This is a genomic window from Cryobacterium cryoconiti (assembly GCF_004403065.1).
GTDB lineage: Bacteria > Actinomycetota > Actinomycetes > Actinomycetales > Microbacteriaceae > Cryobacterium > Cryobacterium cryoconiti.
Genome location: NZ_SOHA01000005.1, coordinates 22,131 through 46,870, shown reverse-complemented (window position 1 = coordinate 46,870; position 24,740 = coordinate 22,131). Strand labels below are relative to the sequence as shown.

The 24,740-nt window shown below is 68.5% G+C and carries 17 protein-coding genes; 7 read left to right on the top strand and 10 right to left on the bottom strand.

Annotated features, from left to right (window positions below; translation table 11 throughout):
- Positions 1–29 precede the first annotated feature (29 nt).
- Positions 30–2,312 carry a 3-hydroxyisobutyryl-CoA hydrolase gene (locus E3T49_RS16785; protein ID WP_134422849.1) on the top strand — a complete coding sequence of 761 codons (2,283 nt, stop codon included), beginning with the start codon at positions 30–32 and terminating at the stop codon, positions 2,310–2,312.
- Positions 2,313–2,329: 17 nt separating this feature from the next.
- Here the strand turns inward: E3T49_RS16785 and E3T49_RS01555 are convergent, their stop codons facing one another.
- Positions 2,330–3,457 carry an AI-2E family transporter gene (locus tag E3T49_RS01555; RefSeq protein ID WP_134422847.1) on the bottom strand — a complete coding sequence of 376 codons (1,128 nt, stop codon included), beginning with the start codon at positions 3,455–3,457 and terminating at the stop codon, positions 2,330–2,332.
- Positions 3,458–3,646: 189 nt separating this feature from the next.
- On the opposite strand from E3T49_RS01555, the gene E3T49_RS01550 reads away from it, so the two are divergent.
- Positions 3,647–7,009 (top strand): DNA polymerase III subunit alpha, encoded by a 3,363-nt coding sequence (locus E3T49_RS01550; protein ID WP_134422845.1) that lies wholly within the window; start codon positions 3,647–3,649, stop codon positions 7,007–7,009.
- 21 nt (positions 7,010–7,030) lie between these two features.
- Positions 7,031–7,546, top strand: a complete 516-nt coding sequence (locus E3T49_RS01545) for an SOUL family heme-binding protein (protein ID WP_134422843.1) — start codon at positions 7,031–7,033, stop codon at positions 7,544–7,546.
- Here the strand turns inward: E3T49_RS01545 and E3T49_RS01540 are convergent.
- The 5 genes from E3T49_RS01540 to E3T49_RS01520 form a co-directional block, all read right to left on the bottom strand.
- The gene (locus tag E3T49_RS01540) at positions 7,543–9,747 is read right to left on the bottom strand and encodes a transglycosylase domain-containing protein (protein ID WP_166785443.1); all 2,205 of its coding nucleotides are present in this window, start codon (positions 9,745–9,747) and stop codon (positions 7,543–7,545) included. The genes E3T49_RS01545 and E3T49_RS01540 overlap by 4 nt on opposite strands.
- Before the next feature lie 165 nt (positions 9,748–9,912).
- A complete protein-coding gene (locus tag E3T49_RS01535; protein ID WP_134422839.1) occupies positions 9,913–10,401 on the bottom strand; it encodes an aromatic ring-opening dioxygenase LigA in 489 nt (162 codons plus the stop codon).
- Positions 10,402–10,582: 181 nt separating this feature from the next.
- On the bottom strand, positions 10,583–11,440 hold the full coding sequence (gene pflA / locus E3T49_RS01530; RefSeq protein WP_134422837.1) for a pyruvate formate-lyase-activating protein: 858 nt from the start codon (positions 11,438–11,440) through the stop codon (positions 10,583–10,585).
- Between the two features lie 43 nt (positions 11,441–11,483).
- Complete coding sequence (gene pflB, locus E3T49_RS01525; protein ID WP_134422835.1) at positions 11,484–13,742, bottom strand: formate C-acetyltransferase; 2,259 nt, start codon at positions 13,740–13,742, stop codon at positions 11,484–11,486.
- 230 nt (positions 13,743–13,972) lie between these two features.
- Positions 13,973–15,358 (bottom strand): FAD-binding oxidoreductase, encoded by a 1,386-nt coding sequence (locus tag E3T49_RS01520; protein ID WP_134423641.1) that lies wholly within the window; start codon positions 15,356–15,358, stop codon positions 13,973–13,975.
- A 103-nt stretch (positions 15,359–15,461) separates the two neighbouring features.
- On the opposite strand from E3T49_RS01520, the gene E3T49_RS01515 reads away from it, so the two are divergent.
- The 4 genes from E3T49_RS01515 to E3T49_RS01500 all read left to right on the top strand — a co-directional run bounded on the left by E3T49_RS01515 (position 15,462) and on the right by E3T49_RS01500 (position 19,382).
- The gene (locus E3T49_RS01515) at positions 15,462–16,139 is read left to right on the top strand and encodes a GntR family transcriptional regulator (RefSeq protein ID WP_134422833.1); all 678 of its coding nucleotides are present in this window, start codon (positions 15,462–15,464) and stop codon (positions 16,137–16,139) included.
- Between the two features lie 61 nt (positions 16,140–16,200).
- A complete protein-coding gene (locus E3T49_RS01510; protein ID WP_241972583.1) occupies positions 16,201–17,406 on the top strand; it encodes an MFS transporter in 1,206 nt (401 codons plus the stop codon).
- Between the two features lie 28 nt (positions 17,407–17,434).
- The gene (locus E3T49_RS01505; RefSeq protein ID WP_134422831.1) at positions 17,435–17,953 is read left to right on the top strand and encodes a GNAT family N-acetyltransferase; all 519 of its coding nucleotides are present in this window, start codon (positions 17,435–17,437) and stop codon (positions 17,951–17,953) included.
- A 4-nt stretch (positions 17,954–17,957) separates the two neighbouring features.
- A complete protein-coding gene (locus E3T49_RS01500; RefSeq protein ID WP_134422829.1) occupies positions 17,958–19,382 on the top strand; it encodes a maltokinase N-terminal cap-like domain-containing protein in 1,425 nt (474 codons plus the stop codon).
- On the opposite strand, the gene E3T49_RS01495 is transcribed toward E3T49_RS01500, so the two are convergent.
- Genes E3T49_RS01495 through ligD form a run of 4 tightly spaced genes read right to left on the bottom strand, consistent with a single transcriptional unit; the run spans position 19,372 to position 24,719 of the window.
- Complete coding sequence (locus E3T49_RS01495; protein WP_134422827.1) at positions 19,372–21,075, bottom strand: AMP-binding protein; 1,704 nt, start codon at positions 21,073–21,075, stop codon at positions 19,372–19,374. The genes E3T49_RS01500 and E3T49_RS01495 overlap by 11 nt on opposite strands.
- A 49-nt stretch (positions 21,076–21,124) precedes the next feature.
- The gene (locus tag E3T49_RS01490; protein WP_166785442.1) at positions 21,125–22,777 is read right to left on the bottom strand and encodes an ABC transporter permease; all 1,653 of its coding nucleotides are present in this window, start codon (positions 22,775–22,777) and stop codon (positions 21,125–21,127) included.
- The gene (locus E3T49_RS01485; RefSeq protein ID WP_134422823.1) at positions 22,774–23,691 is read right to left on the bottom strand and encodes an ABC transporter ATP-binding protein; all 918 of its coding nucleotides are present in this window, start codon (positions 23,689–23,691) and stop codon (positions 22,774–22,776) included. The genes E3T49_RS01490 and E3T49_RS01485 overlap by 4 nt, the downstream gene beginning before the upstream one ends.
- Positions 23,688–24,719 (bottom strand): non-homologous end-joining DNA ligase, encoded by a 1,032-nt coding sequence (ligD, locus tag E3T49_RS01480; protein ID WP_134422821.1) that lies wholly within the window; start codon positions 24,717–24,719, stop codon positions 23,688–23,690. Before ligD ends, E3T49_RS01485 begins: the two co-directional genes overlap by 4 nt.
- Positions 24,720–24,740 lie beyond the last annotated feature (21 nt).

Here is a 24,740-nt window from a genome sequence, read left to right as displayed (position 1 = left end):
ATCCGAGCCCGTACCGGTAGCGTGGGGCCATGCTCGAGTTCATCGATGACCGGCCGGACCTGCTGTTGCGCCGTGACGGACGACTCGCAGAGATCGTTCTGAACCGTCCGGCGGCATTGAACGCACTCACCCACGCGATGATCACACGGATGTCCGCGGTGCTGGCCGGCTGGGCCGCCGACGACCAGGTCGAGACTGTTCTCCTGACCGGCAGTGGCGACCGGGGGCTCTGCGCCGGGGGCGACATCGTGGCGATCTACCGCGGCGGCGGGGACGTGGCGGCGGACACGCGCGCGGACGCCGACGCCGAGGCCGCCCGCTTCTTCGCCGATGAGTACCACCTGAACGCAGAGATCCAGCGGTATCCCAAACCCTATGTGGCGGTGATGGACGGCGTCGTGCTCGGCGGCGGGGTCGGCGTCTCCGGCCACGCGAACACCCGGATCGTGACCGAGCGCACACGGCTGGGGATGCCGGAGACCGCGATCGGCTTCGTGCCTGACGTCGGCGGTACCTGGCTGTTGTCCCGGGCTCCCGGCGAGCTCGGCACCCACCTTGCCCTGACCGCCGCGACGGCCTCCGGGTCCGATGCCATCGCGCTGGGTCTGGCGGACCATTTCGTGCCGAGCGCCCGGCTCCCGGATCTCGCCCGCGCCCTGGCCCGGACCGGCGCGGTCGAGGCGGTGCGCGCCCTCGCCGAGACTCCCCCGCCGTCCGCTCTCCTCGCCCAGCGGCACTGGATCGACGAGTGCTACGCGTTCGACGATGTGGGCGAGATCGTCGCCGCCCTGCAGAACTCTCCGGAGAAGGTAGCGCGGGACACCGCCGCCCTCATCCTCATGAGGTCGCCGACCGCCCTCACGGTCACGCTGGCGTCGCTCCGCCGGGCCCGGCGGCTCCCGAGCCTGGATGAGGTGCTCGACCAGGAATACCGAGTGACGCTGCGCTTCCTGCAGCGGAGCGAACTGCAGGAGGGCATCCGGGCCCAGGTGATCGACAAGGACCGCAGCCCCCGGTGGTCGCCGGCCGGCCTCGGCGAGGTGACGCGGGCATCCGTCGACGCGTTCTTCGCGCCCCTGGGTGAGCAGGAGCTCGGGCTCGGTGGCGGTCTCGGCCAGGGGCCGGTACCGGATCAGGCCCCACCCTACGTCGACGCCGACCTGATCTTCGTCATCGATCTGCTCACGCCGGATGAGCGCGAGCGGCTGGCCGCCGCACGGGCGTTCTACCAGACCGAGGTGCGCCCGCTCGCCGTGGACTATTGGAACCGGGCCGAGTTCCCGTTCGAGCTGCTGCCCCGCCTCGCCGCACAGAACCTCGCCGCGCAGAACCTCGCCGCGACCGGTGCTGCGCCGACCAGCCACCTGCTCACGGGGCTGCTGCAGATGGAGCTGACCCGGGCCGACACCTCGATCTCCACGTTCTACGGCGTGCACCACGAACTGTTCGCCGCGGCCGTCGACGAGCTCGGCTCGCCCGAGCAGCGCGAGCGTCTGCTGCCGGGCCTCCTGGCGCTGGAGAAGATCGGCGCCTTCGCCCTGACCGAACCGGAGCACGGCTCCGACATCTCCCGGATGATGGAGACCACGGCCACCCGGTGCGGCGACGAGTGGGTGCTCAACGGCACCAAACGCTGGATCGGCAACGGCGCCATGGCCGACTACGTGCTGGTCTGGGCCCGGGACACCGCTGACCGGCAGATCAAGGGATTCATCGTCGAGAAGGAGCGGCCCGGGTTCACGGCCACCCCGATCGAGAACAAGATCGCGGTGCGGATCGTGCAGAACGCCGACATCACCCTGACGGATGTCCGGATCCCGTTCACGAACTGGCTGCCGGGCAGCCGGAGCTTCCAGGACACGAACGTGCTGCTGCGCAACTCCCGGGTCTGGGTGTCGTGGCAGGCGGTCGGCCAGCAGTTCGCCGCCTTCGACGTGGCCCGCGCCTACGCCCTGGAGCGACGCCAGTTCGGCCGGCCCATCGCATCCTTTCAGCTGGTGCAGGAACAGCTCTCCCGCATGATCGGCAATGCGACCCTGTCGCTGTCGCTGATGGTGCAGCTGGCGCGGCTGCAGGAGAGCGGGCGGCTCACGATGGACCAGGCGGCCCTCGCGAAGGCCGCCTGCACGACCCGGATGCGCGAAACGGTGGCCCTGGGTCGCGGGCTGCTCGGCGGCAACGGCATCAGCACCCGGTACGAAATGGCCAAGATCTTCGCCGACGCCGAGGCGATCTATTCCTACGAGGGCAGTTACGAGATCAACGCCCTGCTGGTGGGCCGTGCTGTGACGGGCCTGTCCGCCTTCGACTGATCGCCCGGTGCGGGCGGCTAGACCGTCGCGCCGGCCGCCCCGATCGAGAGTCCAGGCGGGACGGATTCGGCCGACGCGACCGGCTGTACGGGAACGGGCGGCAGGGTGGGCGCGTTCCAGGCCTTGATGACGGCCCAGCCCACGGCGGCGATCGGCACGGAGATGATCGCGCCGACGATGCCGCCCAGGATCGTGCCGGCCGTCAGGGCCAGCAGAATGACAAGGCCGTGCAGGCGCAGCGACTTGCCGAGCACCACCGGGGAGAGGAAGTTGCCCTCGAGCTGGTTCACACCCACCACGATCGCGACCACGATGATGGCGGTGGTCAGGTCGTTCGTGACCAGGGCGACCAGGGCGGCCAGGATGCCGGCGGCCGTCGCCCCGACGATGGGGATGAAGGCGCCGACGAACACGATGACGGCGAGCGGCAGCGCGAGCGGAACCTGCAGGATCCACAGTCCGATCCCGATGAACAGGGCGTCGACGAAGGCGACGATCGCCGTGCCGCGCACATAGTTGCCGAACACCTCGACGCTGCGCAGGCCGATCCGAACGGCGCGCGCGTGCCGCGTGCCGGCGAGCGGCTGGATCAGGAAGCTCCAGATGTGGGGGCCGTCCTTGAGGAAGTAGAACAGCACGACGAGGCCGAGCACCAGGCCGGCCACGATCTCGGCGGCCACGGAGACCCCGGCCAGAGCACCGGACCCGAACTGGCTGCTGGTGGCGAACGCGATGACCGACTCCCGCACCGAATCGATCTGGGCGGAATCGATCGGCAGCGTGCCGCTGGTGAGGAGATCCTGCAGTGCGTCCAGGCCCTCATTGGCCGAGGTGAACAGGGTGTTCCACTCACCACGGATGCCGAACACGACGAGGGTGACGACGCCGCCGAAGACCGCGACGCTCCCGATCAGGGTGATCGCCGCGGCGAGGGACTCGTTCGCCCCGCGGGCCAGCAGGAACCTCATGACGGGGCGCAGCGCCGACGCCACGATCAGCGCGAGCAGAAGCGGGATGAAGACCAGCTTGAGCTGGGTGATCCCGAAGATCGCCACCACGAGCAGCGCGAGCACCAGAAGGGCCTGGCCGGATCGGATGGAAGCCCGGCCGAGGTAATCCGTCCAGGACGAAGTGGGGGTTGTCATGGGGATCTCCAAACGAGGCGATGCACGAGGGCGGGGCAACCGGGAACGGCGACTGGGTTCCCCAGCCTATCCAGAGAGCCGGCTCAACCAGACTGACGGTGGCGCGTGTCGCCCGTGTGACGTACACTCCCTACATCGAACACTTGTTCTAAGTCGCGCATTCGACCAGGCTGCCAAAGGAGTACACACATGTTTTCGCACCTCCATGTCGCGAGCGCCTACTCCACCCACTTCGGGGTCACGCTCCCCGAGGCGCTGGCCGAGCAGACGCGGGAGCAGAACGGTTCCTTTCTCGCCCTCACCGACCGCGACGGCCTCTACGGCGCCGTCAAGCATGTGCGTGCGTGCGTGGCGGAGGGTATCCGGCCGGGGCTGGGCGCCGACCTCGCGGTGCACGACGACGACGGGCAGCCGCTGGGCCGGGTCGTCGTGCTCGCCCATGGCAACCTGGACGGCCGTGGCTACGCCGCCCTCTGCCGCGCGGTCAGCGCCGCCCACCGATCACCGGGCCAGCCCAGCATCGCCCGCACCCGGCTGGCCGAGCTGGCCGGGCTCAGCTGCCTCACGGTGCTGCTCGGGCCTGCCTCCGATGTGGGCCAATCGGTCGAGCGCCGCGACACGGACGCAGCCGGATCCTGCCTCAGCACCTGGCTGCGCACCATGCCGCCGCAGTCGGTGGCCGGCGAGATCGTCTGCCACCTGGCCGAGCCGGGCACGACCGGCAGCGTGACGCCGGCCACCCGCATGCTCGCCCTCTTCGAGCACGCCGCCGTGCCTGCTGTGCTCACCAACGCCGTTCGGTACGGCACCCCCGACGAGGCCGTCACCGCCGACCTGGCCGACGCCGCCCGGACTCTGACGGCGTTGGCGGACCTCGAGCAGCTGCAGAGCAACGGGCAGGCCTGGCTGAAGCCCGAGGGCGCCATGCGGCAGGTGGCCCGCATGGTCGTCGATGCCGGGCTGCACGACGACGGCGCCGTGGACCGGCTCTTCCGCGACACGGAGCTGCTCGCCGACCGGTGCAGCCTCGACCCGGACTCCGACATCGGGCTCGGCCGGCCCCGCATGCCGGAGGCGCGCATCATCGGGGTCACGGGCGACCCGCTCACCGAGCTGCGCGCCCGGGCCAGCGCCGGCATCGACGGCCTGTACTCCCACTCCGCGCTGGGCGAGGCGGCACATGCCCGCCTGGCGCATGAGCTGAAGACCGTCGAGCAGCTCGGATTCGCCGGGTATTTCCTCACCGTCGCCCGGGTGGCGGACATCATCCGAGGCATGGGCATCCGCATCCAGGCACGAGGGTCCGGGGTGGGTTCGGTCCTCAATTACGCCCTGCGCACCTCCTCCGTCGAGCCCATCTCCAACGGCCTGCTCTGGGAACGTTTCCTCTCCCCCGAACGGCAAACCCTGCCCGACATCGATATCGACGTGGAATCGGCACGCCGCCACGACATCTACCGAACGCTCTTCGACACCTTCGGCAGCGACCGGGTGTCGCTGATGTCCATGACGAATGCCTACCGCGGCCGGGGCGCGGTGCGGGATGCGGGCCTTGCCCTCGGCATGAACCACGAAGAGGTCGCCGCCGTCGCCAAGCAGATCTGGCGGTTCAACGCCCGGGACTTCCGGCGGGCCCTGGCCGAGAAACCCGAACTGGCCGACTTCGCCGCCGAGGTGCGGGCGTCCTCGCAGCTCGAGCTGCTCGTCGACCTCACCGCCAAACTCGACCGGTTGCCCCGGCACATTTCGGTGCATCCGTGCGGGGTCATCCTCTCCGACGCGTCACTGCTCGACCGCACGCCCGTGCAGGCGTCCGGCATGGGGCTGCCTATGTCCCAGTTCGACAAGCACGACATGGACCCGATGGGCCTGATCAAACTCGACATCCTCGGCGTGCGCATGCAGTCGGCCATGGCCCACGCCGTCGAGGAGCACCATCGTCTCTCCGGCGAGAGCATCGACCTCGACCGGATTCCCCTCGACGACCCGGCCACCTTCGAGCTGATCCGCTCCACCCGCACCCTGGGCATCTTCCAGATCGAGTCGCCAGGCCAGATGGAGCTGGTCGGCAAACTGCAGCCGCGGGTCTTCAACGACCTGACCGTCGAGATCTCCCTGTTCCGGCCCGGCCCGATGAAGAACAACATGCCTCTGAAATACCTTCAGGCCCGGCACGGCGAGGTTGCCCCCGACTACATCCACCCTCGGTTCGAGCCGTTCCTGCGGGAGACCGAGGGCGTGGTGATCTTCCACGAGCAGGTGATGCACCTGTTCAACGAGCTCACCGGGTGCGGGCTCGGCCGGGCGGACGTCTTCCGCCGTCACCTGGGCAAGCCCGAGCAGCTTCCCCGCATCGAGGAGTTCGTGCGCGAGCGTGCCGCCGAGCGCGGCTTCGCGCCCGACGTGATCGACCGGGTCTGGACGGTGCTCGCCGGGTTCGGCAGCTTCGGTTTCGCCAAGGCGCACGGCGCCGCGTTCGCCCTTCCCACCTATCAGTCCGCCTGGTTGAAGACGCATCATCCGGCGGTGTTCCTCGCCGGCCTGCTCACGCACGCCCCCGGCATGTGGCCGAAGGACCTGATCGTGGCCGAGGCGCGCAACCTCGGCGTGCCCGTGCTCGGTCTCGACGTGCAGAGCAGCGCACTGGACTACCGGGTGGAGCAGATCGACGGCGGCGGGCAACGCGGCATCCGCCTGGCCCTGCCCGAACTGGCCGGCTGCACGGCGGCCGAACGCGCCCGCATCGTTCGCCACCAGCCGTTCACCTCGTTGCAGGACTTTCGCGATCGGGTTCGCCCCCGGCGCAGCACCTTCGAGGCTCTGGCCCGGGTGGGGGCGCTCGACTCATTCATCGGCTACGACCGCGCCCGGCGCCACGAGCTGCTGGCGCATATCCAGTCGCTGCGCGGCACCGCGGTCACCATCCACGACGACCAGCTCGCCTTCGATGTGCCCCTGCCCGTGCTCGAATACGAGGGCTCCCGGTTCACCGCGGTGACCTCTCTGGAGCTGCGCGGGCGCACCCAGTCCGACCTCGAGCTGCAGAGCCTCGGCCTCGCGGTGGCCGGGCATCAGATGGCCCGCTACTACCCGCTCTTCACCGAACTGGGCGTCACACCCGCTGCCGAGCTGGTCAATCTGCCCGGCGGAACCGAGGTGCTCCTGGCCGGGGTTCGCCGAGCCACGAACACACCGCCGATGCGGGGCGGGCGCCGGGTGGTCTTCGTCAGCCTCGACGACGGCTCCGGACCGGTGTCCAATGTCGTCTTCTTCCACGACGCTCAGGAGCGCATCGGCGGCCCGGTGTTCCACACCCACCAGATGCTGGTGCGCGGCCGCACCCGCCGGTCGGGCGCGAAGGGCGTCTCGGTCACGGGCGAGAACCTCTGGGACCTCACGGATGTCTCCCGCCGGGTCGCGACGCGTCACGCCGCCGAAGCGGCCGCCCGACATGCCGACCGTGCGCACGATCTGGCCGACGAGTTGGCCGCGGAACTGGCCGCCATGGCCACCGAGAATGTTCACCACCTCTGGCCCCGGCGCACCGCCTGATGCGCGCCTAAACTGATATGCATGACCGAGAACCAGCGCTACGACGTGCTGCGTCAGTACGCCGATTTCGAACTGCGCCACTACCCCCGCACCGTGCTCGTACAGGTTGAGGTTGCCGGGGATTTCTCCGGGGCCGGCAATCGTGGCTTCGCACCGCTCTTCCAGTACATCAGCGGCAACAATGACACCTCCACGCGCATCGCGATGACCGCGCCGGTGATCCAGGAGACCACGACCCCGCGAAGCCACACGATCAGCTTCGTCCTCCCCGCGGGGATGCCCGCCGCGGAGGTTCCCGTGCCCCGCAACGCGCAGGTCAGCACGAAGGAGGTGGCCGAGCGCACCGTCGCCGCCCGTCGCTTCAGCGGCGGCTGGAGTGACGAGCGATTCACGCAGAACGGCGCCCTCCTCATCGAGGCCGTGCGCCGTGAGGGTCTCCTCCCGGCCGGCCAGCCCTACTTCGCCCGCTTCGACCCACCCTGGAAGCCGGGTTTCCTCAAGCACAACGAAGCACTCGTCGTCATCGCCGAGTCCTAGTCGTCGGCATCATCCGTCGAGTCATCGGTATCCCCGGCATCCGAGACCGGCACGACGACCGGGGGCGGACCGATCTCCTCCATTTCATCCCCGCCGTACTTGGCGTTGGCGACCGACATCACGAAGGGCCACATCCGGTGCCGCGCCGTGGCCGCCGGGCCGCTTGCGAAGCTGATCGACCGCTGACGAGCCTCCCCCGTGACGCTGACCACGGCCGCCACGGTCGCCACCTTGGAGCTGGCGCCGACCATCCAGGTGTCCTTGCCGCCATCCGTTGTTCCGGTCTTCCCGATCAGCGGCACCCGGGGTTCCGTGGCACCCCAGGACTGCTGCGCCGTGCCGTCGGTCATCACCCGGCGCATCGCGAAGACCATGCCGGCGGCCACCGACGGGGCCACCGACGGGGAGCATGTCGACTCCGGCGGCGGCACCTCGTCGCCGTCCGCGCCCACGATGCGGTCGATCGCGACCGGCGAGCAGGTCACCCCGCGGTTGGCGATACCCGCGAAGGCAACGGCCATGCTCAGAGGCGCCACCTCGTTCGTTCCGATCACGGACGCCGCCGACTGCGCCAGCGGGTCACCGTCGGCGCGATGCACACCGAATGATTCGGCCGTCTGACGGATGCCGCACAGGTCGAGCACCTTGGCCATCCCGATGAACCCCGTATTGATGGAGCCGAGCGTCGACTCGAGCGCGCTGTAGTTTCCGCCACTCTCCCCGGCGTCATTTCGTGGATTCCAGTTCTGGGCGTCATAGTTCTGCGGTCCCCGGCAACTGTCGTTGAACGTTCCCCAGTTGGCTTCGCGGGCCGAGTCGACGCGCTCGTCGAGCCGGTGCCCGGTCTTCAGCCATTCGGCGAGCGTGAACACCTTGTAGGTCGAGCCGGGCTGGAACCCCCGCGAACCGCCCTCGGCGTAGTCGGTGTTGTAATTGACGCCGGTGTAGGCGGCACTGGTGGCCGTGACGACCGGATCCTGGCTGTACAGCTTGTTCTGCGCCATCGCCAGCACGCGCCCCGTTCCCACCTGCACGCTCGTGACCACGCTGCCCACATCCCAGCCGGGGTACTCCATCGGGACATTCGCCGCTATGGTCTCCTCCGCCGCTCGCTGAAGGTCCAGGTCGAGGGTGGTGTAGATGTCGTAGCCGCCCCGCCGGAAGTTGAGCAGGCGGGTTTCCTCGTCGGCGCCGAACGCCGGGTCGTTCCGGAGCAGGTTTGTCACGTAATCGCAGAAGTAGGCGGCGCCACGGGCGGTCTGGCAGCCCGTGCTCGGCTCCTGGATGACCGGCTCGACCGGCGTGGTGCGGGCGGCCCGGAATTCCTCGGCCGTGATCTTCTGGTAGCGGAGCATCTCACGCAGGATGTAATCCCGGCGGGCCTTATTGACCGCGTAGCCGTTGGCCGCTCCGTTGGTTTCGCTTGCAGGGTTGTCCAGGCGGAACTTGGCCGGGTTGTTCACGATCGCCACGAGACTGGCGGCCTGCGGCAGAGTGAGAGCGGCCGCGGTCGTGCTGTAGTAGTAGTTCGCGGCGGCCTCGATCCCATACACGGTTCCGCCGAAGCCGGTGATGTTGAGGTACTGGCGCAGAATGTCGTTCTTGGGGAACTTTTTCTCGACTCCGATCGCGAGACGCATCTCCTTGATCTTGCGGTCGGGGCTCGTCTCGGTCACGGCGTTGTAGCAGCGCTTCTGCAGCAGGATGTCCGTTTCGAGTTCGCATTTCTGCACCCGCACATTCTTGACGTACTGCTGGGTGATCGACGATCCCCCCTGCGTCACTCCGCCGACCGCGGTCGTCAGCGCCGCCCGGAGCGTTCCCTGGGCGTCCACGCCGCCGTGCTCATAGAAGCGCGGGTCCTCACTAGCGATGACGGCGTCCCTGGCGTAACTGCTGATCTCGTCCCAGCCCACCTCGATCCGGTTCTGATCGTAGAACGACGCCAGCAGCAGAGGCGTGCCGTCGTTCTGGGTGGCGTAGATGTTGCTCTTCTGCGACAGCTTGTCGATGGCCAGGTAGCCGGGCAGGTTCTCGAAGACCGTGATCGCGTTGGTCGCGCCGAGGCCGGTCAGCGCAACGACCGGGGTCACGCCGGCGGTGACGAGGAGCCCGGCGACCACACTCATCACCGTGATGCCCAGGAGGGCTGTGAGCACCCCGCCGACGGATCTGCGTTTGGTGAATCCCGACGTGCCCATTGCATCACCCCTACCCTCATCGGATCCCGAAGGGGACCCCTGAACCAGGGGCCCAGAAAATGGGTCCCATGGCATGCAAACCTGAGGTTCCCTCAAGGGCTAGGGGCTTGCTTAAACGAAAAAAGGGCCCGGCAGCCAAACGCCGCCGGGCCGCAGTAGCCGTGACTAGACGGTGGTGCCGACTGCCGGCTTGGTCGTCTTCGCCGACGGAGCGAGCGTGAGGAGGGCCCAGCCGAACAGGCCGATCAGAATGCCGACGCCCATCGCGAAGGCGGAGACGCCGAAGGCCAGAATCGACGTGAACAGAGACGCACGCAGGAGCGAGGCTGTCATGACGGTGGGGCGGGTCGGGTCGTCCTGCTCGAGCTGTGCATAGGTCTTGCCGCCGCTGGCCTTCATGGCGTGGTGGTTGATGATGTCGGCCTGAGCGTAAGCGGAGAAGGGGCCGACGACGGGGGCGCCGCCCAGGAACGAGGCGTCCTCAGCGACCGTAATGTTCTCTTCACCCAGCTGGCTGCTGACGGTGGCCCAGCCCACGCCGCCGACGAGCAGAAAGGCAAGGCCGCCAATGAGGCCGAGAAGCCCGATCAGGCGAACCACTCCGGCTTTCCTGGAGCTGATGGTGTCGGGGGAGGTTACCGTGACGGTGGTCATTGTGCTGCCTTTCGTTGAGACACGATTCATGTCTTTGTATGTATCTCAGCTTAGGGGATTCGAAGGTTTTTCCCAGCTTGGCTGGAGGCATCCTCTGGTTTAATGCGCAGAAAAGGCGTGGCATCTGGGGAGATGCCACGCCTCGTCTGATTCGCGGTGATGTGCCCGGTGAGAGGACGGGTTAGAAGACCGTCAGCCCGCGGGCTGCGAACTGGCCTCGCACCCGTTCCAGCAGTGCCTCATCCGGAGGATTCGACCCGTGCAGCGGATAGGGGATGTTCAACCGGTCCCATTTGTCTTCACCCATCTGGTGGAAGGGCAGGACCTCGACGCGCTCGACGTTCGGCCAGCGCGACACGATCTCAGCGACGGCGTCGACGTTGTCGACGGCGTCGGTGAGACCCGGGACGAGAACGAAACGCGCCCAGACGGGAATGTTCCGTTCGCTGAGGCGGTCTCCGAACGCGATCGTAGGTGCGAGTTCGCGGCCGGTCACCTCCTTGTACGTCTCGGGGAGGCCGGACTTGACGTCGAGCAGCACGAGGTCGAGATTGTCCAGCAGCTTGTCCGGCGCGCTCTTGCCCAGGAACCCGGAGGTGTCCAGGGTGGTGTGCACGCCGAGCTTGTGGCATTCCTCGAAGAGGCGTGTCACAAAGGCGGGCTGCATGAGCGGCTCCCCACCCGAGATGGTCAACCCGCCGCCGGTCGAGTCGAAGACGCCTTTATAGCGCTTGACCCGGGCGACAAGGTCGTCCAGCGTGGTGAGAAGCCCGTCCTTCATCTTCCAGGTGTCAGGGTTGTGGCAGTACTGGCACCGCAGCAGACACCCGGAAAGGAAGAGTGTCAGCCGCGTGCCGGGACCGTCAACGGCCGTGACCAGTTCCCACGAGTGGACGCTGGCAACTGTTCCGTTGTGGATGGCTTCCATCTCGAGATGGTGGAGTTTGGCCAGATCGGCCTGCTCACTGCTCACGGATGAGCCGTCCATCAGGGAGGTAGCGACGCCGGCGCTGGGTAGGCCGAGGTTTACTGCTGGCATTGTCTCGTCCTACTCAGCGTCGCCGCGTTGATATCAGTGGAAATTAGTGCGAGTGGAACGTGCGGCTGATGACATCCATCTGCTGCTCGCGGGTCAGGCGGACGAAGTTCACCGCGTAGCCGGAGACGCGAATCGTCAGCTGCGGGTAGTTCTCCGGGTGCGCCATGGCGTCCTCGAGCGTCTCGCGGTTGAGCACATTCACGTTGATGTGGTAACCGGTCGCCGACGTGAACGCGTCGATGAGGCCGACCAGGCTCGTGATCTGCTCGTCCTTGGTGTGGCCGAGACCACTGGGAACGACCGTGTTGGTCAGCGAGATGCCGTCCTGCGCTTCACTGTAGGGAAGCTTGGCGACGCTGAGCGCCGACGCGAGCATTCCGTGGGTGTCGCGGCCGTTCATCGGGTTGGCACCCGGTGCGAACGACTCGCCGGCACGACGGCCGTCCGGCGTGTTGCCGGTGGCCTTGCCGTAGACCACGTTGGACGTGATCGTCAGGATCGACTGGGTGTGGATGGCGCCGCGGTAGGTCGGGTGCTTGCGGATCATCTGCATGAACCGCTCCATCACATCGACGGCGATGGTGTCGACACGGTCGTCGTCGTTACCGAACTGGGGGAATTCGCCCTCGATCGTGTAGTCGACAACCAGGCCGGTCTCGTCGCGCACCGGGCGGACCGTGGCGTACTTAATGGCCGACAGGGAGTCGGCAACCACGCTCAGGCCGGCGATGCCGCAAGCCAGCGTGCGGATGATCTCCTTGTCGTGCAGCGCCATTTCGAGACGCTCGTAGGCGTACTTGTCGTGCATGTAGTGGATGCAGTTCAAGGCCGTGACGTAGGTCTCGGCGAGCCATTCGAGCGTTTCCAGGTAGGCCGGGAAGACGGTGTCGTAGGAGAGCACCTCGTCGGCGTTCGGCACGGTTTCCGGAGCGATCTGCTTGCCCGACACCTCGTCCCGGCCACCGTTGATCGAGTAGAGCAGCGCCTTGACGGCGTTGACGCGTGCACCGAAGAACTGCATCTGCTTGCCGACGCGCATGGGCGAGACGCAGCAGGCGATCGCGGCGTCGTCACCCATCTCGGCGCGGATGATCTCGTCCGACTCGAACTGGATGGCGGACGTGTCGATGGAGACCTGCGCACAGAAGCGCTTGAATCCCTCGGGCAGAGCGTCGCTCCAGAGAACGGTGAGGTTCGGCTCGGGTGCTGCGCCGATGTTGTACAGCGTCTGCAGGAACCGGAACGTGGTCTTGGTGACGAGCGGACGGCCGTCTTCACCGATGCCGGCGAGCGACTCGGTGACCCAGGTCGGGTCGCCGGCGAAGATCTCGTCGTATTCCGGGGTGCGCAGGAAGCGCACGATGCGGAGCTTGATGACGAGGTCGTCGATGAGCTCCTGGGCACCCTCTTCGTTCAGGATGCCGGCGGCCATGTCGCGCTCGATGTAGGCGTCGAGGAAGGCCGCGTTGCGACCGAACGACATCGCCGCACCGTTCTGCTCCTTGACCGCACCGAGGTAGGCGAAGTAGAGCCACTGCACTGCTTCGCGGGCCGTGGTGGCCGGCTTCGAGATGTCGGAGCCGTAGGTCGCCGCCATCTGGACGAGTTCCTTGAGGGCCCGGATCTGCTCCGAGTTCTCCTCGCGGGCGCGGATGACGTCCTCGGTCGAGGGCTCCATGTCGATTTCGGCGCGGTCGTTCTTCTTGGCGGCGATCAAGGCGTCGACACCGTAGAGGGCAACGCGGCGGTAGTCGCCGATGATACGGCCACGACCGTAGGCGTCGGGCAGTCCCGTGATCAGGTGGCTGCTGCGCGCACGGCGGACCGCGGGAGTGTAGACGTCGAAGACGGCGGTGTTGTGGGTCTTGCGGTAATCGGTGAAAATCGTTTCGAGTTCGGGCGACACGGGGTAGCCATAGGTCTCGAGGGAGGTGGCGACCATGCGCCAGCCACCGAACGGCATGATGGCGCGCTTGAGCGGCGCATCCGTCTGCAGTCCGACGATTACCTCGTTGGCCTTGTCGATGTAGCCCGGGGCGTGGGCAGTAATGGACGACGGCGTGGTCGCGTCGACGTCGTAGACGCCTTTACGACGTTCCTCGGGGAACATCGCGGACAGCTTGTCCCAAATGCCCGTCGTGCGTGCGGTCGCGCCGGCGAGGAAGCTTGAGTCGCCCAGGTAGGGCGTGTAATTGCGCTGGATGAAATCGCGCAGATCGATCGAATCCTGCCAGGGGCCGGAAACGAAGTCAGTCCGGCCGGCATCATCCGTTCCGCTGCGAACACCTTCAGTTATGGTCATGTAGATTGCTCTCCTCGTGGATCGAGACACCCTCCGCGAGAGTGTCTCTCCCACAGTCGGGCCGAGAGAGCAGGACCACGAGGCTCCGGCTAATGCGACGATGCACCGTGACTTGCCCTCTTTTTCAACACTACTCCGGTCTTGCAGGGCCAAACGCGAATTGGCCCTGTTCTGGCTCTGCGTAGTTTTTCCGCGTGTCACGCACGCGCGGTTAAAAGGATGCGATCCTCTCAGAGTTTCTTTCCGGGGTTCAGGATCGAGTCCGGATCAAAGGCTTTTTTGACGCGGCGCTGCAAGTCCAGCAGCACCGGACCGAGCTCGTCATCGAGGTGATCCTTCTTGAGCAGGCCGATGCCGTGCTCGCCGGATGCGGAGCCCCCGAGCGTGATAGCCAGGGCGATCACCCGGGCGAACGCCCGGTGGGCCGCATCGACCTGCGCCGGCACCGCGGCGTCGAAACCGATCACGGGGTGCAGGTTTCCGTCGCCGAGGTGTCCGCCGGTGCCGATCGGCACCGCCAGTTCGCGGGAAATCTCGGTGAGCCCGGCGAGCAGTGCCGGCAGTTGGGATCGAGGCACGGTCACGTCTTCGTTGAGGCTGGACCCGCGGGCGGCCTGCAGTGCGGGCTGGAGCAGCCGGCGGGCGCTCATCAGCTCGTCGAGGTGCTCGGGGTCGTGCGCGACGGAGACCGTGGACGCTCCCCCGGCCTTCAGGATCTGGGCATACTCCTCGACGTCCGCGTGCGCCTGACCGGCCTGGTCCGACTGGATGAGCAGCAGCGCGGCGGCATCGGCCGGCAGCCGGGACTCAGGGTCGAAGTCATTGATCGCGGCGATGCAGGGTCCGTCCAGGTATTCGAGCACGCTCGGGCGGCGGTTGGAGGCGACGATGACAGCCGCGGCAGCCAGGGCCGCCTCCGTCGTGGCGAACGTGGCCGACACTCCGGAGGCGTCGGCCGGAGCCGGCAGCAGCCCGACCGTGATCTCCGTGATGATGCCGAGCGTTCCCTCCGAGCCGACCAGGAGCGCCGTGAGGTCATACCCGGAGACGCCCTTGATGGTGCGCTGGCCGGTGTGAACGATGGAGCCGTCGGCGAGCACCACGGTCAGTCGGCGAACGAAGTTGCCGGTCACCCCGTATTTGACGCAGCGCATCCCGCCTGCGTTGGTCGCGACGTTGCCGCCGAGGGTCGAGCCCTTCCAGGACCCAGGGTCCGGCGGGTAGAACAATCCGACGGCCGCGGCAGCGCGGGCCAGGGCGTAGGTGCGCACGCCGGCCTGCACCGTGGCGGTCTGGTCGACCGTGTCGACGGTCACGATGGTGTTCATTTTGGTGAGGTTCACCACGATGCCGGCCTCGATCGCGTTGGCGCCGCCGGCCAGCCCGGTACGGGCACCCTGGGGCACGATCGGGATGCGATGGGCCGCGGCGACCCGCACGACGGCCGCAACCTGCTCGGTGCTGGCCGGGAAAACGACCGCCAGCGGCGTGCCGGCAGGGGTGCTGTCCGACTGGTCACGCAGATAAGCGTCGGCGCGTGGGCCGGTCAGGAGCTGGGCGGCCGGGAGGGCGAGGGCCAGTTGGGCGAGGGCGGTGGTCGGTTGCGGTGCTGTCATGGTCACCGCTGAATTCTATTGCGGGCGGATCGGGGCGAACCGGGGAGAATCGGACGGCGCTCTCAATTGCATCTATTGATGCATCTATGGCTAGGATGAGTTCATGAGTTTTCTCCGGGATCCCCGCGGCACGACGTCCGCCGCGGCACCCTCGGCGGTGGACCGGGTGTACGCGAACGTCGCCGAGGCCATCATCACCGGCACCCTGGCCGCCAGCTCCCTGATCACCGAGGGCGAGGTTGCCGAAGCCCTCTCCATCAGCCGCACTCCCGTGCGGGAGGCGTTCCTGGCCCTGGAGGCCCACGGGCTACTGACGCTCTTCCCCAAGAAGGGTGCGGTCGTGACCGCACTGGGTGACACCGAGACGGCCGAGCTGCTGCAGGTGCGCGTGATGCTCGAGAACGCGGCGGTGACCCTTCTCAGCGCGCGGCCCGCCGACGGACCGCGCGTCGATGCCGCCCTCCAGGACCTGATCCGGATCCAGGAGGACGCCGCACAGGCCGGTGACCTGCTCACGTTCGCCCGCGCCGACCACGCCTTCCATGCCCGGATCGTCGACGAGACCCACAACCGGGTGATCGACGGGATCTACGCGCGGCTGGGCCCACGACTCGAACGCCTCGTGCACCGGGTGGCCCTGCGCGATCCGGAGAGCCTCACCCGCCTGGTTCAGGAACATCGCATCCTTGCCCACCACCTGCGCGGCGGGGACACTCTCTCCTATGAGGTGGCCCTGCGTCAGCACGTGGAAGACGGCCACCACGCCTTCCTGACGCCCTGACCCTCCTCCCCGACTCCCCCCACATCTCCTCGCGCCTCCAGCTCCTGTTCAGAAAAGACCCATGATTTTCCGTCGCACCGTTCCCGCCTGGCAACTCGCCGCACCTGCCATGTTCGTCATGGCCTGGGGCGGGAACCACTTCACCCCGCTCCTGCACATGTATGAATCCCTCGGTCACTATTCCGCGGTCATGGCCGATCTCTTCCTCGGCTTCTACGTGGTGGGCCTGGTGCCGGGACTGCTGCTGGCCGGGGCCCTCTCGGACCGTTATGGCCGCAAGCCGCTGGTCGTGGCGGGCGTGCTCCTGGGCATTCTCGCCAGCATCCTGCTCGGCGCGGGATTTTCCAGTGCGGTCATGCTCGGAACCGGGCGTCTCCTCGCCGGCCTGAGCGTGGGCGTGGCGATGTCGGTAGGGACGGCCTGGCTCAAGGAACTGTCGAGCCCGCCATTCGACCGCCAGGCCGGGCCGACGGCCGGTGCCCGGCGGCCGGCCCTGACCCTCACCATCGGTTTCGGACTCGGGGCCGGTGTGGCCGGTGCGCTCGCGCAGTGGGGGCCCATGCCCACCCTGTCGCCCTATCTCGTGCACATCGTCATCAGCCTGCTGGTGCTCCCCCGACTGGTGAAGGCTCCGGAGACTGTTCCGCGCTACCGGGCCCACCGCCCGTTCTGGCGGGACCTGGCGGTTCCGCTGGCCGGGCACCGCCGCTTCGTTCGCGTGATCGCCCCGTCCGCCCCCTGGGTATTCGGCGCCGCCGGCATCGCCTACGCGATCATGCCCAAGCTGGTCGAAGACCAGCTCGGAAGCCTGAACCTCGCCTACGCGACCCTGCTCACGGTCGTGACGCTCGGCACCGGAGCGTTCGTGCAGCCGCAGGTGGCCCGGATCAACCGCCTCACCGGAGGCCGGGCGCTCACCGTCGGGATGAGCGTGATGCTGGTCGGGGTGGCGCTCAGCGCCGCGACGGCCATCGTGCTGTCCCCGGTGCTCGCGCTCATCAGCGCCATTGTTCTCGGCGCCGCGTACGGCATCTGCATCGTCGCCGGGCTCGTCGAGATCCAGAAGATCTCGACGCCCGCCGACCTCGCCGGGATCACCGGCGTCTACTACAGCCTGACCTATCTCGGCTTCCTGCTGCCGGTTCTTTTCGCGTCGCTCAACGCCCTGGCCAGCTATACGGCGCTGCTGAGCGGACTGTTCGTGGTCTGCGCCGTCTGCCTCGCCCTGGTCGCCGTCGGGCTCCGCGGGAGCAGCCCCGCGAAATAGGGTGCGCCGGGTGGTTTATCGTCATCCCATGCCTTATTCGCTCCGACGCCTTCGCCCCACCGACACCGACACCGTTCTCCGGCTCAACAACGCGGCTGTACCGGCCGTCAATCCGCACGACGCGACCAGCCTGACCGCCCTGCTCGCGGTCAGCAGTCAGGCCCTCTGCGTGGTGCACGACGCCGCTCCGGACGAGGTGCTCGGCTTCGCCGTGCTTTTCGGCGCCGGCGCCGACTATGCGAGCGAGAACTACCGGTGGTTCTCGGCCCGGTCCGACGCCTTCCTCTACGTCGACCGCATTGTGGTGTCCGAAACGGCCCGGAACCAGGGTCTGGGCCGGCTGCTCTACACCGCGATCTTCGCCGCGGCCGGCGAGTCCGAGGTCGGCGAGGTCTTCTGCGAGGTGAACGTCAAACCGGCGAACCCCGGGTCCCTGGCGTTCCACTCCCGACTGGGCTTCGTGCCGATCGGCGAGCAGTCCACGAAGGGCGACACGGTTGTGGTCTCCCTTCTGGCGGCTCCCGTGGCCGGCCCGGGCGTACTCTGACGCTATGACTGACGACGGTCGCGTAATCGCACTCCCGGACCACCTCAACCACTGGGTCGCGACGCAGCGATGGTTCGCCGGGCGGGGTGAGGTCCCCCGCCTCGTCAGCATCGGCCGCTGGGCGCTGCCGGCAACGGAGCCGGGCGTGAGCATCCGCACGGAGTTGATCTTCGATGCTGCCGCCCCGACCCGCACGCTCTATCAGCTGCCGCTCACCGAGCGCCGGGCACCGCTGCCCGGCGGCGACGCCGCCCTGATCAGCGACAGCGGCGGCAGCTACCTGTACGACGGTCCCGGTGACCCGGCCTACGGCCGGGCCCTGCTCACCTTCATCCTGAACGAGGATTCCACCGTTCCCGGGCCAGCCGGCGCCCGCGCACGCGGCGAGCTCCTGGTCGACGCCGTTCCGGGTGAACGGCCGGCCGTGGTGGTCTCCAGCCGGGTGCTGAGCGGTGAGCAGTCGAACACCTCGATCATCCTCGACGGAGTCGACGCCGCCGGACGTGTCGTGCGTCCCGTGATCTGCAAGGTGTTCCGGATGCTGCACGCCGGCGAGAACCCGGACGTTTCCGTGCAATCGGCGCTGGCCCGGGCCGGCTCACGGTTCGTGCCCGAGCCGGTGGGCTGCGTTGTCGGCGAGTGGGTCGATCCGGAGCTGCCGGGTGTGCGCCTGACCGGACACCTCGCATTCGCCCAGGAGTTCCTGCCGGGCGCCCCGGATGCCTGGCGTGCAGCGCTGGCCTCGGCACGAGCGGGCGAGGACTTCAGTGAACAGGCGCGTGCGCTCGGTGAGGCGATCGCCGCGGTGCATGCCGATCTCGCCGCCGTGATGCCGACCCGGGAGGCAACTCCGGCAGTCATCGCCGCCGAAGTGGAACGCATGCGCGAGCGTTTCCATGGCGCCGTCCGCGACGTTCCGGCGCTGGCCGGTTACGGTTCGGCCGTCGAAGCGGTCTTCCTGCGGGCGGAGATGGCGTACTGGCCCGGCCTGCAGCGCATCCACGGCGACCTCCACCTCGGCCAGGCGCTCGAGGTTCCCGGGCGCGGCTGGGTTCTGGTGGACTTCGAGGGTGAGCCCCTGCGTCCCCTGGCCGACCGGACCGGGCCCGACGTCCCGCTCAAGGACGTGGCGGGGATGCTGCGCTCGTTCTCCTACGTGGCCGGCACGGTGGAGCGGTCCGCGCCCGGGAACCACCCGCCCGGCCGCCACCAGGGTGCCGCAGCGTGGGGCGCCGCCTGCCGTCAGGGATTCCTCGACGGCTATGCCGAGCGGTCCGGCCAGAGCCTGGCCGGACAGGAAGCACTGCTGGACGCGTTCGAACTCGACAAGGCCGTCTACGAGGCCGTGTACGAGACCCTCAACCGGCCGTCGTGGCTGCCGATTCCGCTCGCCGCCGTCCGGAGCCTGGTCGCGGCCGTCAGCGTTTGAGCTCGGGGAACTGGTCGTCTCGCCATTCATCGGGCAGGGTGTGCTTCCCGGCGGCCGCGGCATCCTCACGCTGGCGCAGTTCGACCCGGCGGATCTTGCCGGAACTGGTCTTGGGCAGCTCGAAGAACTCGACCCGCCGCACACGCATGTAGGGAGGCAGGCCGGTGCGGGCGTGGCGCAGCACCGACAGGGCGGTCGCGGCGTCGGATTCCCAGCCGGCGGCCAGGGCGATGTAGGCCTTGGCGATGTTCAGCCGGGTGTCGTCGGGCGCGGGCACGACGGCGGCCTCGGCGACGGCGGGGTGCTCCAGCAGCACGCTCTCCACCTCGAACGGGGAGACCTTGTAGTCGGAGGACTTGAAGATGTCGTCGGTGCGGCCGATGAAGGTGATGTACCCGTCGGCGTCGCGGCTGGCGACGTCGCCGGTGTGGAAGTAGCCGCCGCGGACCGCCTCCCGGGTGCGCTCGGGATCGCCGTGGTACCCGGACATCAGGTTGACCGCGGTGCGGGACAGGTCGAGGCAGATTTCACCCTCATCGCACTCCTCCCCGGTGATGGGGTCGAGCAGCGTGATCGCAACGCCTGGCAGGGGCAGTCCCATCGAACCGGCCTTGAGCGTGGACCCCGGGGCGTTGCCCACGATCGCCGTCGTCTCGGTCTGCCCGTAGCCATCCCGGATCGTCAGACCCCAGGACCGCTGGATCCGGTGGATGACCTCCGGGTTGAGAGGCTCCCCGGCCGAGAGGATCTCGCGCAGCCCCCCGGGCTTCTCCCCCACGTCGGACTGGATCAGCATGCGCCACACCGTCGGCGGGGCGCAGAACGTGGTGACCTTCGCGCGGTGCAGCTGGTCGGCGAGGGCGTGGGGATCGAACCGGGCGTAGTTGTAGACGAAGACCGTGGCCTCGGCGATCCACGGCGCGAAAAAACTGCTCCAGGCGTGTTTGCCCCAGCCGGGCGAGCTGATCGCCAGGTGCACGTCGTCCGGGCGGAGCCCGATCCAGTACATGGTGGTCAGGTGTCCCACGGGATAGGAGGTCTGCGTGTGCACCACCATCTTGGGCTTGCTGGTGGTGCCCGAGGTGAAGTAGATCAGCGAGGCGTCATCGGAGGAGACGACCACGCCGGGCTTCGCGGCCGGTGCGAGGGCGGCATCCGCGTAGTCGGCCCAGCCGTCCGTGGCGGCGCCGACACAGATGCGGGAGAAGTCGCCCGGGACCTCGTCGAATTTCGCGGCGTCGCCGGCGTTGGCGATCACATGGCGCACCCCACCGCGCAGAACACGGTCGGCCAGATCGCCGGTCGCGAGCACCGTGGAGGTAGGCAGGATGACCGCGCCCACCTTCATGATGGCCAGCATCAGTTCCCAGAGTTCGACCTGGTTGCCCAGCATCAGCATGACGTGGTCGCCCTGCCCCACGCCCTGCGCGATCAGCCAGGTGGCCACCTGGTCGGAACGCGCCGACATCTCCGCGAAGGTGACCTTCAGCTCCCGGCCGTCTTCCTCGACGATCCACAGTGCGGTCTTGTCGTTGCCCTCGGCCATGACGTCGAACCAGTCGACGGCCCAGTTGAAGTTCGCACCGACATCCGGCCATTCGAATTCGGCCGCGGCACGCGCATGACCGTCGCGAAGCTGCAGGAGGCGATCGCGCGCGCCTCGGAAGAGTGTGGTGCTCGATGGGGTGGTCATCCGATCCATTTTCCTCGGAACGGATGCCCGAAACGGCATACGTCAGCGGTCAGCTGCGGTGGGGGTCCCAGCGGAAGAAGCGCACGGCCAGCGTGCCCGCGCCGGCGAACCAGGCGGCCAGCACCGCCAGATTGCCCCAGGCCACGGTGGGCCCGGACGGGTCCCAGGCTGCGGTGAGCGCGTTCTGCAGGTTCTTGAGGGGAAAGACGGAGCCGACGACGCCGGTCCAGTCCGGGCCGATGCCGACCAGGAAGACGTCGGAGAAGAATGCCAGAACGAACAGGATCATCAGGCCCACAGCCCCGACGGCCCGCGAATTGGGCACCAGGGCGGCCAGAAGGAATCCGCAGGCGGCGAAGGACAGTGTGCCCACCACGATCACCCCGAATCCGAGGGCCAGGCCGGCCACCGGGATGCGCAGGCCGAAATAGAGTGCGCCGACCGACAGGACCAGCACTGCGACGAGGAAGGTCAATCCCAGGCCGGCGACCGTGCTGCCGGCAAGGTAGTTGCCGGCAGTGAGCGGCGTGCCGCGCAGACGCTTGAGCAGGCCGCGGTCGCGCGCCCGGGCGAGGGCTTCGGGCAGGTTCATGAACACGGCAGTGCCGGCTCCCCAGGTGATCATGCCGGCGGCGTAGAAGGTCGCGAACGGTATCCCGCTCGGCAACACCACGTTGCCCTGCACCGCCAGCAGCAGCGCGTAGAGACCGACCGGCACGACCACGAACAAGGAGGATCCCGGATCGCGCCAGGTGGCCCGGTTCGCGGCGCGTGCCTGGCCGAGGACCAGCCGGGCCGTGGAGGGACGCCGGAGAATCGAAACGGTCGTCATGCTCGTCGCGGTTGTCGCTGTCGTGCGTGTCGGCGCGGTCGTGCGTGTCGGCGATGCGTCGCGCGGACCGCGACGAGACAGGTGTGCCCGCGCCTCCCAGCGGAAGGCCCGGGTGGCCACGAACACGCCGGCCAGTGCCCACGCCGCCAGGATCAGGAGTGCCCGGATGTCCCAGCCGGAGCCGGTCGCAGCCGGGTCGAACTGGTCCTTCAGGGCGTCCGCGTAGGGCTTCAGCGGAAACACGGAGGCCACCCGGGTCAGCCAGGCCGGCAGGTCGCCGCCCACGAAGAACAGGCCGGAGATGAAGGCCAGCACGATGGCGCTTCCGATCGACAGGGCCTGGGCGAGTGCAGCGGTCGACGACACCGCCGCGATCGCCAGGCCCAGCGCGGCGAAGGTGGCGATGCCGAGCACCAGGGTCCCGGCCAGGGCCGGCAGGACCTCGCCCCGGAGCCGCACCTCGTAGAACGTGACGGCGACCGCGAGCGTGACGACGAGTGAGACGGCGGCGAAGATCATGGCGGCGCCGATCTGCCCGGCGAGGTAGGCCGCCGCCGGCAGCGGAGTTCCCCGAAGTCGTTTCAGGATGCCGGCGTCACGGGCCTCCGACAGGGCCGTGCCCAGGGTGGGGAACGTGGCGAAGAAGGTGCCCATGGCGATGGCGACGGGGGTGGCGTACTGCATCACCCGCACGCCGGCCACCGGATCGACGGCCTCGTTGCCCGCGACGATGCCGATCACGACCAGCCACACCAGCGACATCGCGAAGGTGAAGATCAGCACCGTCGGGGACCGCCAGAGCGCCACGAGCGCGTACCCGAGCTGGTGCCGGATCAACCGGGCGACGGAGGGGCCAGACACCGCGCTCACGGCCGCGTCCCGGCGGGCGCGGCCTGCTCGATCAGGGCGAGGTAGGCATCCTCGAGGGACGGCCGGCGCACGCTCAGGGCGGGGAGCTCGCTGCCGCGCCCCAGCGCCCACCCGGTCAGGGTGTGCACCATCGCGGCGGGATGGTCGGTAGCCACCTCCCAGTCGGCTCCGTGGGCGATCGGACGGGGGCCGAGGACCGGCAGGTCTCCGATGGTCGCGTCGGGCGGAAGCCGGAAGGACACGACGGCGCTCTGCTGCGCGGCGGCGAGGTCGGCCGGCGTACCGAGCGCGACGAGGCGCCCGCGCACGATCACGGCGACCCGGTCGGCCAGATGCTCGGCCTCGTCGAGGTAGTGCGTGGTCAGCAGCACGGTCTTGCCCAGCTGGCGGAGGCCCTGCACCAGGTCCCAGGCTCGCAGCCGCGCTGACGGGTCGAACCCGGTCGTCGGCTCGTCGAGGAAGAGCAGCTCCGGATCTCCGACCAGGCCCAGGGCGAGATCGAGGCGGCGGCGCTGCCCGCCGGACAGGGTCTTGACGCGGGCCTTCGCCTTGTCGGCCAGCCCCACCTGCTCGATCACGGCGTCGGCGGCCAGCCGGCGCGGGTACAGGCCCCGGTAGAGGCGCACGAGTTCCGCGACGGTGAAGTCCTCGTCGAAGCCGGCCTCCTGCAGCACGATGCCGATCCGCTCCCGGAACGGGCGCCCACCGGTCTCGGGATCGAACCCGAGCACATCCACCGTTCCCCCGTCACGGCGACGGTGCCCCTCCAGGATCTCCACCGCCGTGGTCTTGCCGGCGCCGTTCGGGCCGAGCAGGGCGAAGATCTCCCCCTGCTCGATGCTGAAGGAGAGGTCGTCGACCACGCTCACCCCTCCGTACTGCTTGCGCAGACCGCTGACCTCTACCGCACTCATGGGTCCCCCTGTCGGTTGCGTGCCCGGCTGGGCTGCACGCGCGGCGGCTCCCCCGGCATCTTCGGATAGTCGGGCGGGAAGGGCAGTTCGCCCAGGCCGGCGGCCAGATCCCGCTGCCACCAGTCGAGCAGGGTGCGGATGCTGCCGGGGTGCCGGGACAGGTCGGCCCACGGATCGCCGCCGAGCGCCAGTCTCCCGGGGACCGTGCCGATCGTGAGGCTCCGGGGGTCGACGCGCTCCAGCTCGGACCACTCCAGCGGGCAGGAGACCGGGGCGTGCGCGAGCGGCCGCGGGCTGTACGCCCCCGCCAGGGTGCGATCCCGATTCGCCTGGTTGTAGTCGACGAAGACGCGGGCGCCCCGCTCCTCCTTCCACCACGCTGTCGTCACCGAGCCGGGCAGGCGGCGCTCGAGTTCACGGGCAGCCGCGATCACCGCGTGGCGCACCGCAAGGAACTCGTGCGTCGCCTCGATCGGCGCCACCACGTGCAGGCCGCGGTGACCGCTCGTCTTGACGAACGCCGTCAGGCCGGCCTCGGCCAGCACACGGCGGAGTTCAAGCGCAACCGGGACGGCATCATCGAAGTCGGTGCCGGGCTGCGGATCGAGGTCGATCCGCAGCTGGTCGGGATTGTCGGGGTTTCCGGCCCGCGACGGCCACGGGTGGAAGACGACGGTGTTCATCTGAACGGCCCAGACGGCCGCAGCAGGCTCGTCGATGACGAGCTGCGGATGCGAGCGCCCACTGGGATAGACGACGCTCACCGAGCGCACGAAGTCCGGAGCCCCTTTCGGCGGGTTCTTCGAGAAGAAGGATTCCCCCGCGATGTCTCCGGGGAACCGCTGGAGCGAGATCGGCCGGTCCCCGTTGGCAGCGACGAAGGGGGCGCCAACCTCCACGATGTACCGGGCGAGGTCGAGTTTCGTCAGGCCCGGCAGGGGCCAGAGGATGCGGTCCGGACTCGAGATCCGGATCTCGCGGATACCCTCTGGCCCCGGCACGGGGAGGAGGACTGCTGCGCCGACCATGGCGCCAACCTACTCCGCCGG

Excerpts from the sequence above, each read along its gene's own strand:
- E3T49_RS16785 (WP_134422849.1), top strand. The coding sequence starts at position 30 with ATGCTCGAGTTCATCGATGACCGGCCGGACCTGCTGTTGCGCCGTGAC.
- E3T49_RS01555 (WP_134422847.1), bottom strand. The coding sequence starts at position 3,457 with ATGACAACCCCCACTTCGTCCTGGACGGATTACCTCGGCCGGGCTTCC.
- E3T49_RS01550 (WP_134422845.1), top strand. The coding sequence starts at position 3,647 with ATGTTTTCGCACCTCCATGTCGCGAGCGCCTACTCCACCCACTTCGGG.
- E3T49_RS01545 (WP_134422843.1), top strand. The coding sequence starts at position 7,031 with ATGACCGAGAACCAGCGCTACGACGTGCTGCGTCAGTACGCCGATTTC.
- E3T49_RS01540 (WP_166785443.1), bottom strand. The coding sequence starts at position 9,747 with ATGGGCACGTCGGGATTCACCAAACGCAGATCCGTCGGCGGGGTGCTC.
- E3T49_RS01535 (WP_134422839.1), bottom strand. The coding sequence starts at position 10,401 with ATGACCACCGTCACGGTAACCTCCCCCGACACCATCAGCTCCAGGAAA.
- pflA (WP_134422837.1), bottom strand. The coding sequence starts at position 11,440 with ATGCCAGCAGTAAACCTCGGCCTACCCAGCGCCGGCGTCGCTACCTCC.
- pflB (WP_134422835.1), bottom strand. The coding sequence starts at position 13,742 with ATGACCATAACTGAAGGTGTTCGCAGCGGAACGGATGATGCCGGCCGG.
- E3T49_RS01520 (WP_134423641.1), bottom strand. The coding sequence starts at position 15,358 with ATGACAGCACCGCAACCGACCACCGCCCTCGCCCAACTGGCCCTCGCC.
- E3T49_RS01515 (WP_134422833.1), top strand. The coding sequence starts at position 15,462 with ATGAGTTTTCTCCGGGATCCCCGCGGCACGACGTCCGCCGCGGCACCC.
- E3T49_RS01510 (WP_241972583.1), top strand. The coding sequence starts at position 16,201 with ATGATTTTCCGTCGCACCGTTCCCGCCTGGCAACTCGCCGCACCTGCC.
- E3T49_RS01505 (WP_134422831.1), top strand. The coding sequence starts at position 17,435 with ATGCCTTATTCGCTCCGACGCCTTCGCCCCACCGACACCGACACCGTT.
- E3T49_RS01500 (WP_134422829.1), top strand. The coding sequence starts at position 17,958 with ATGACTGACGACGGTCGCGTAATCGCACTCCCGGACCACCTCAACCAC.
- E3T49_RS01495 (WP_134422827.1), bottom strand. The coding sequence starts at position 21,075 with ATGACCACCCCATCGAGCACCACACTCTTCCGAGGCGCGCGCGATCGC.
- E3T49_RS01485 (WP_134422823.1), bottom strand. The coding sequence starts at position 23,691 with ATGAGTGCGGTAGAGGTCAGCGGTCTGCGCAAGCAGTACGGAGGGGTG.
- ligD (WP_134422821.1), bottom strand. The coding sequence starts at position 24,719 with ATGGTCGGCGCAGCAGTCCTCCTCCCCGTGCCGGGGCCAGAGGGTATC.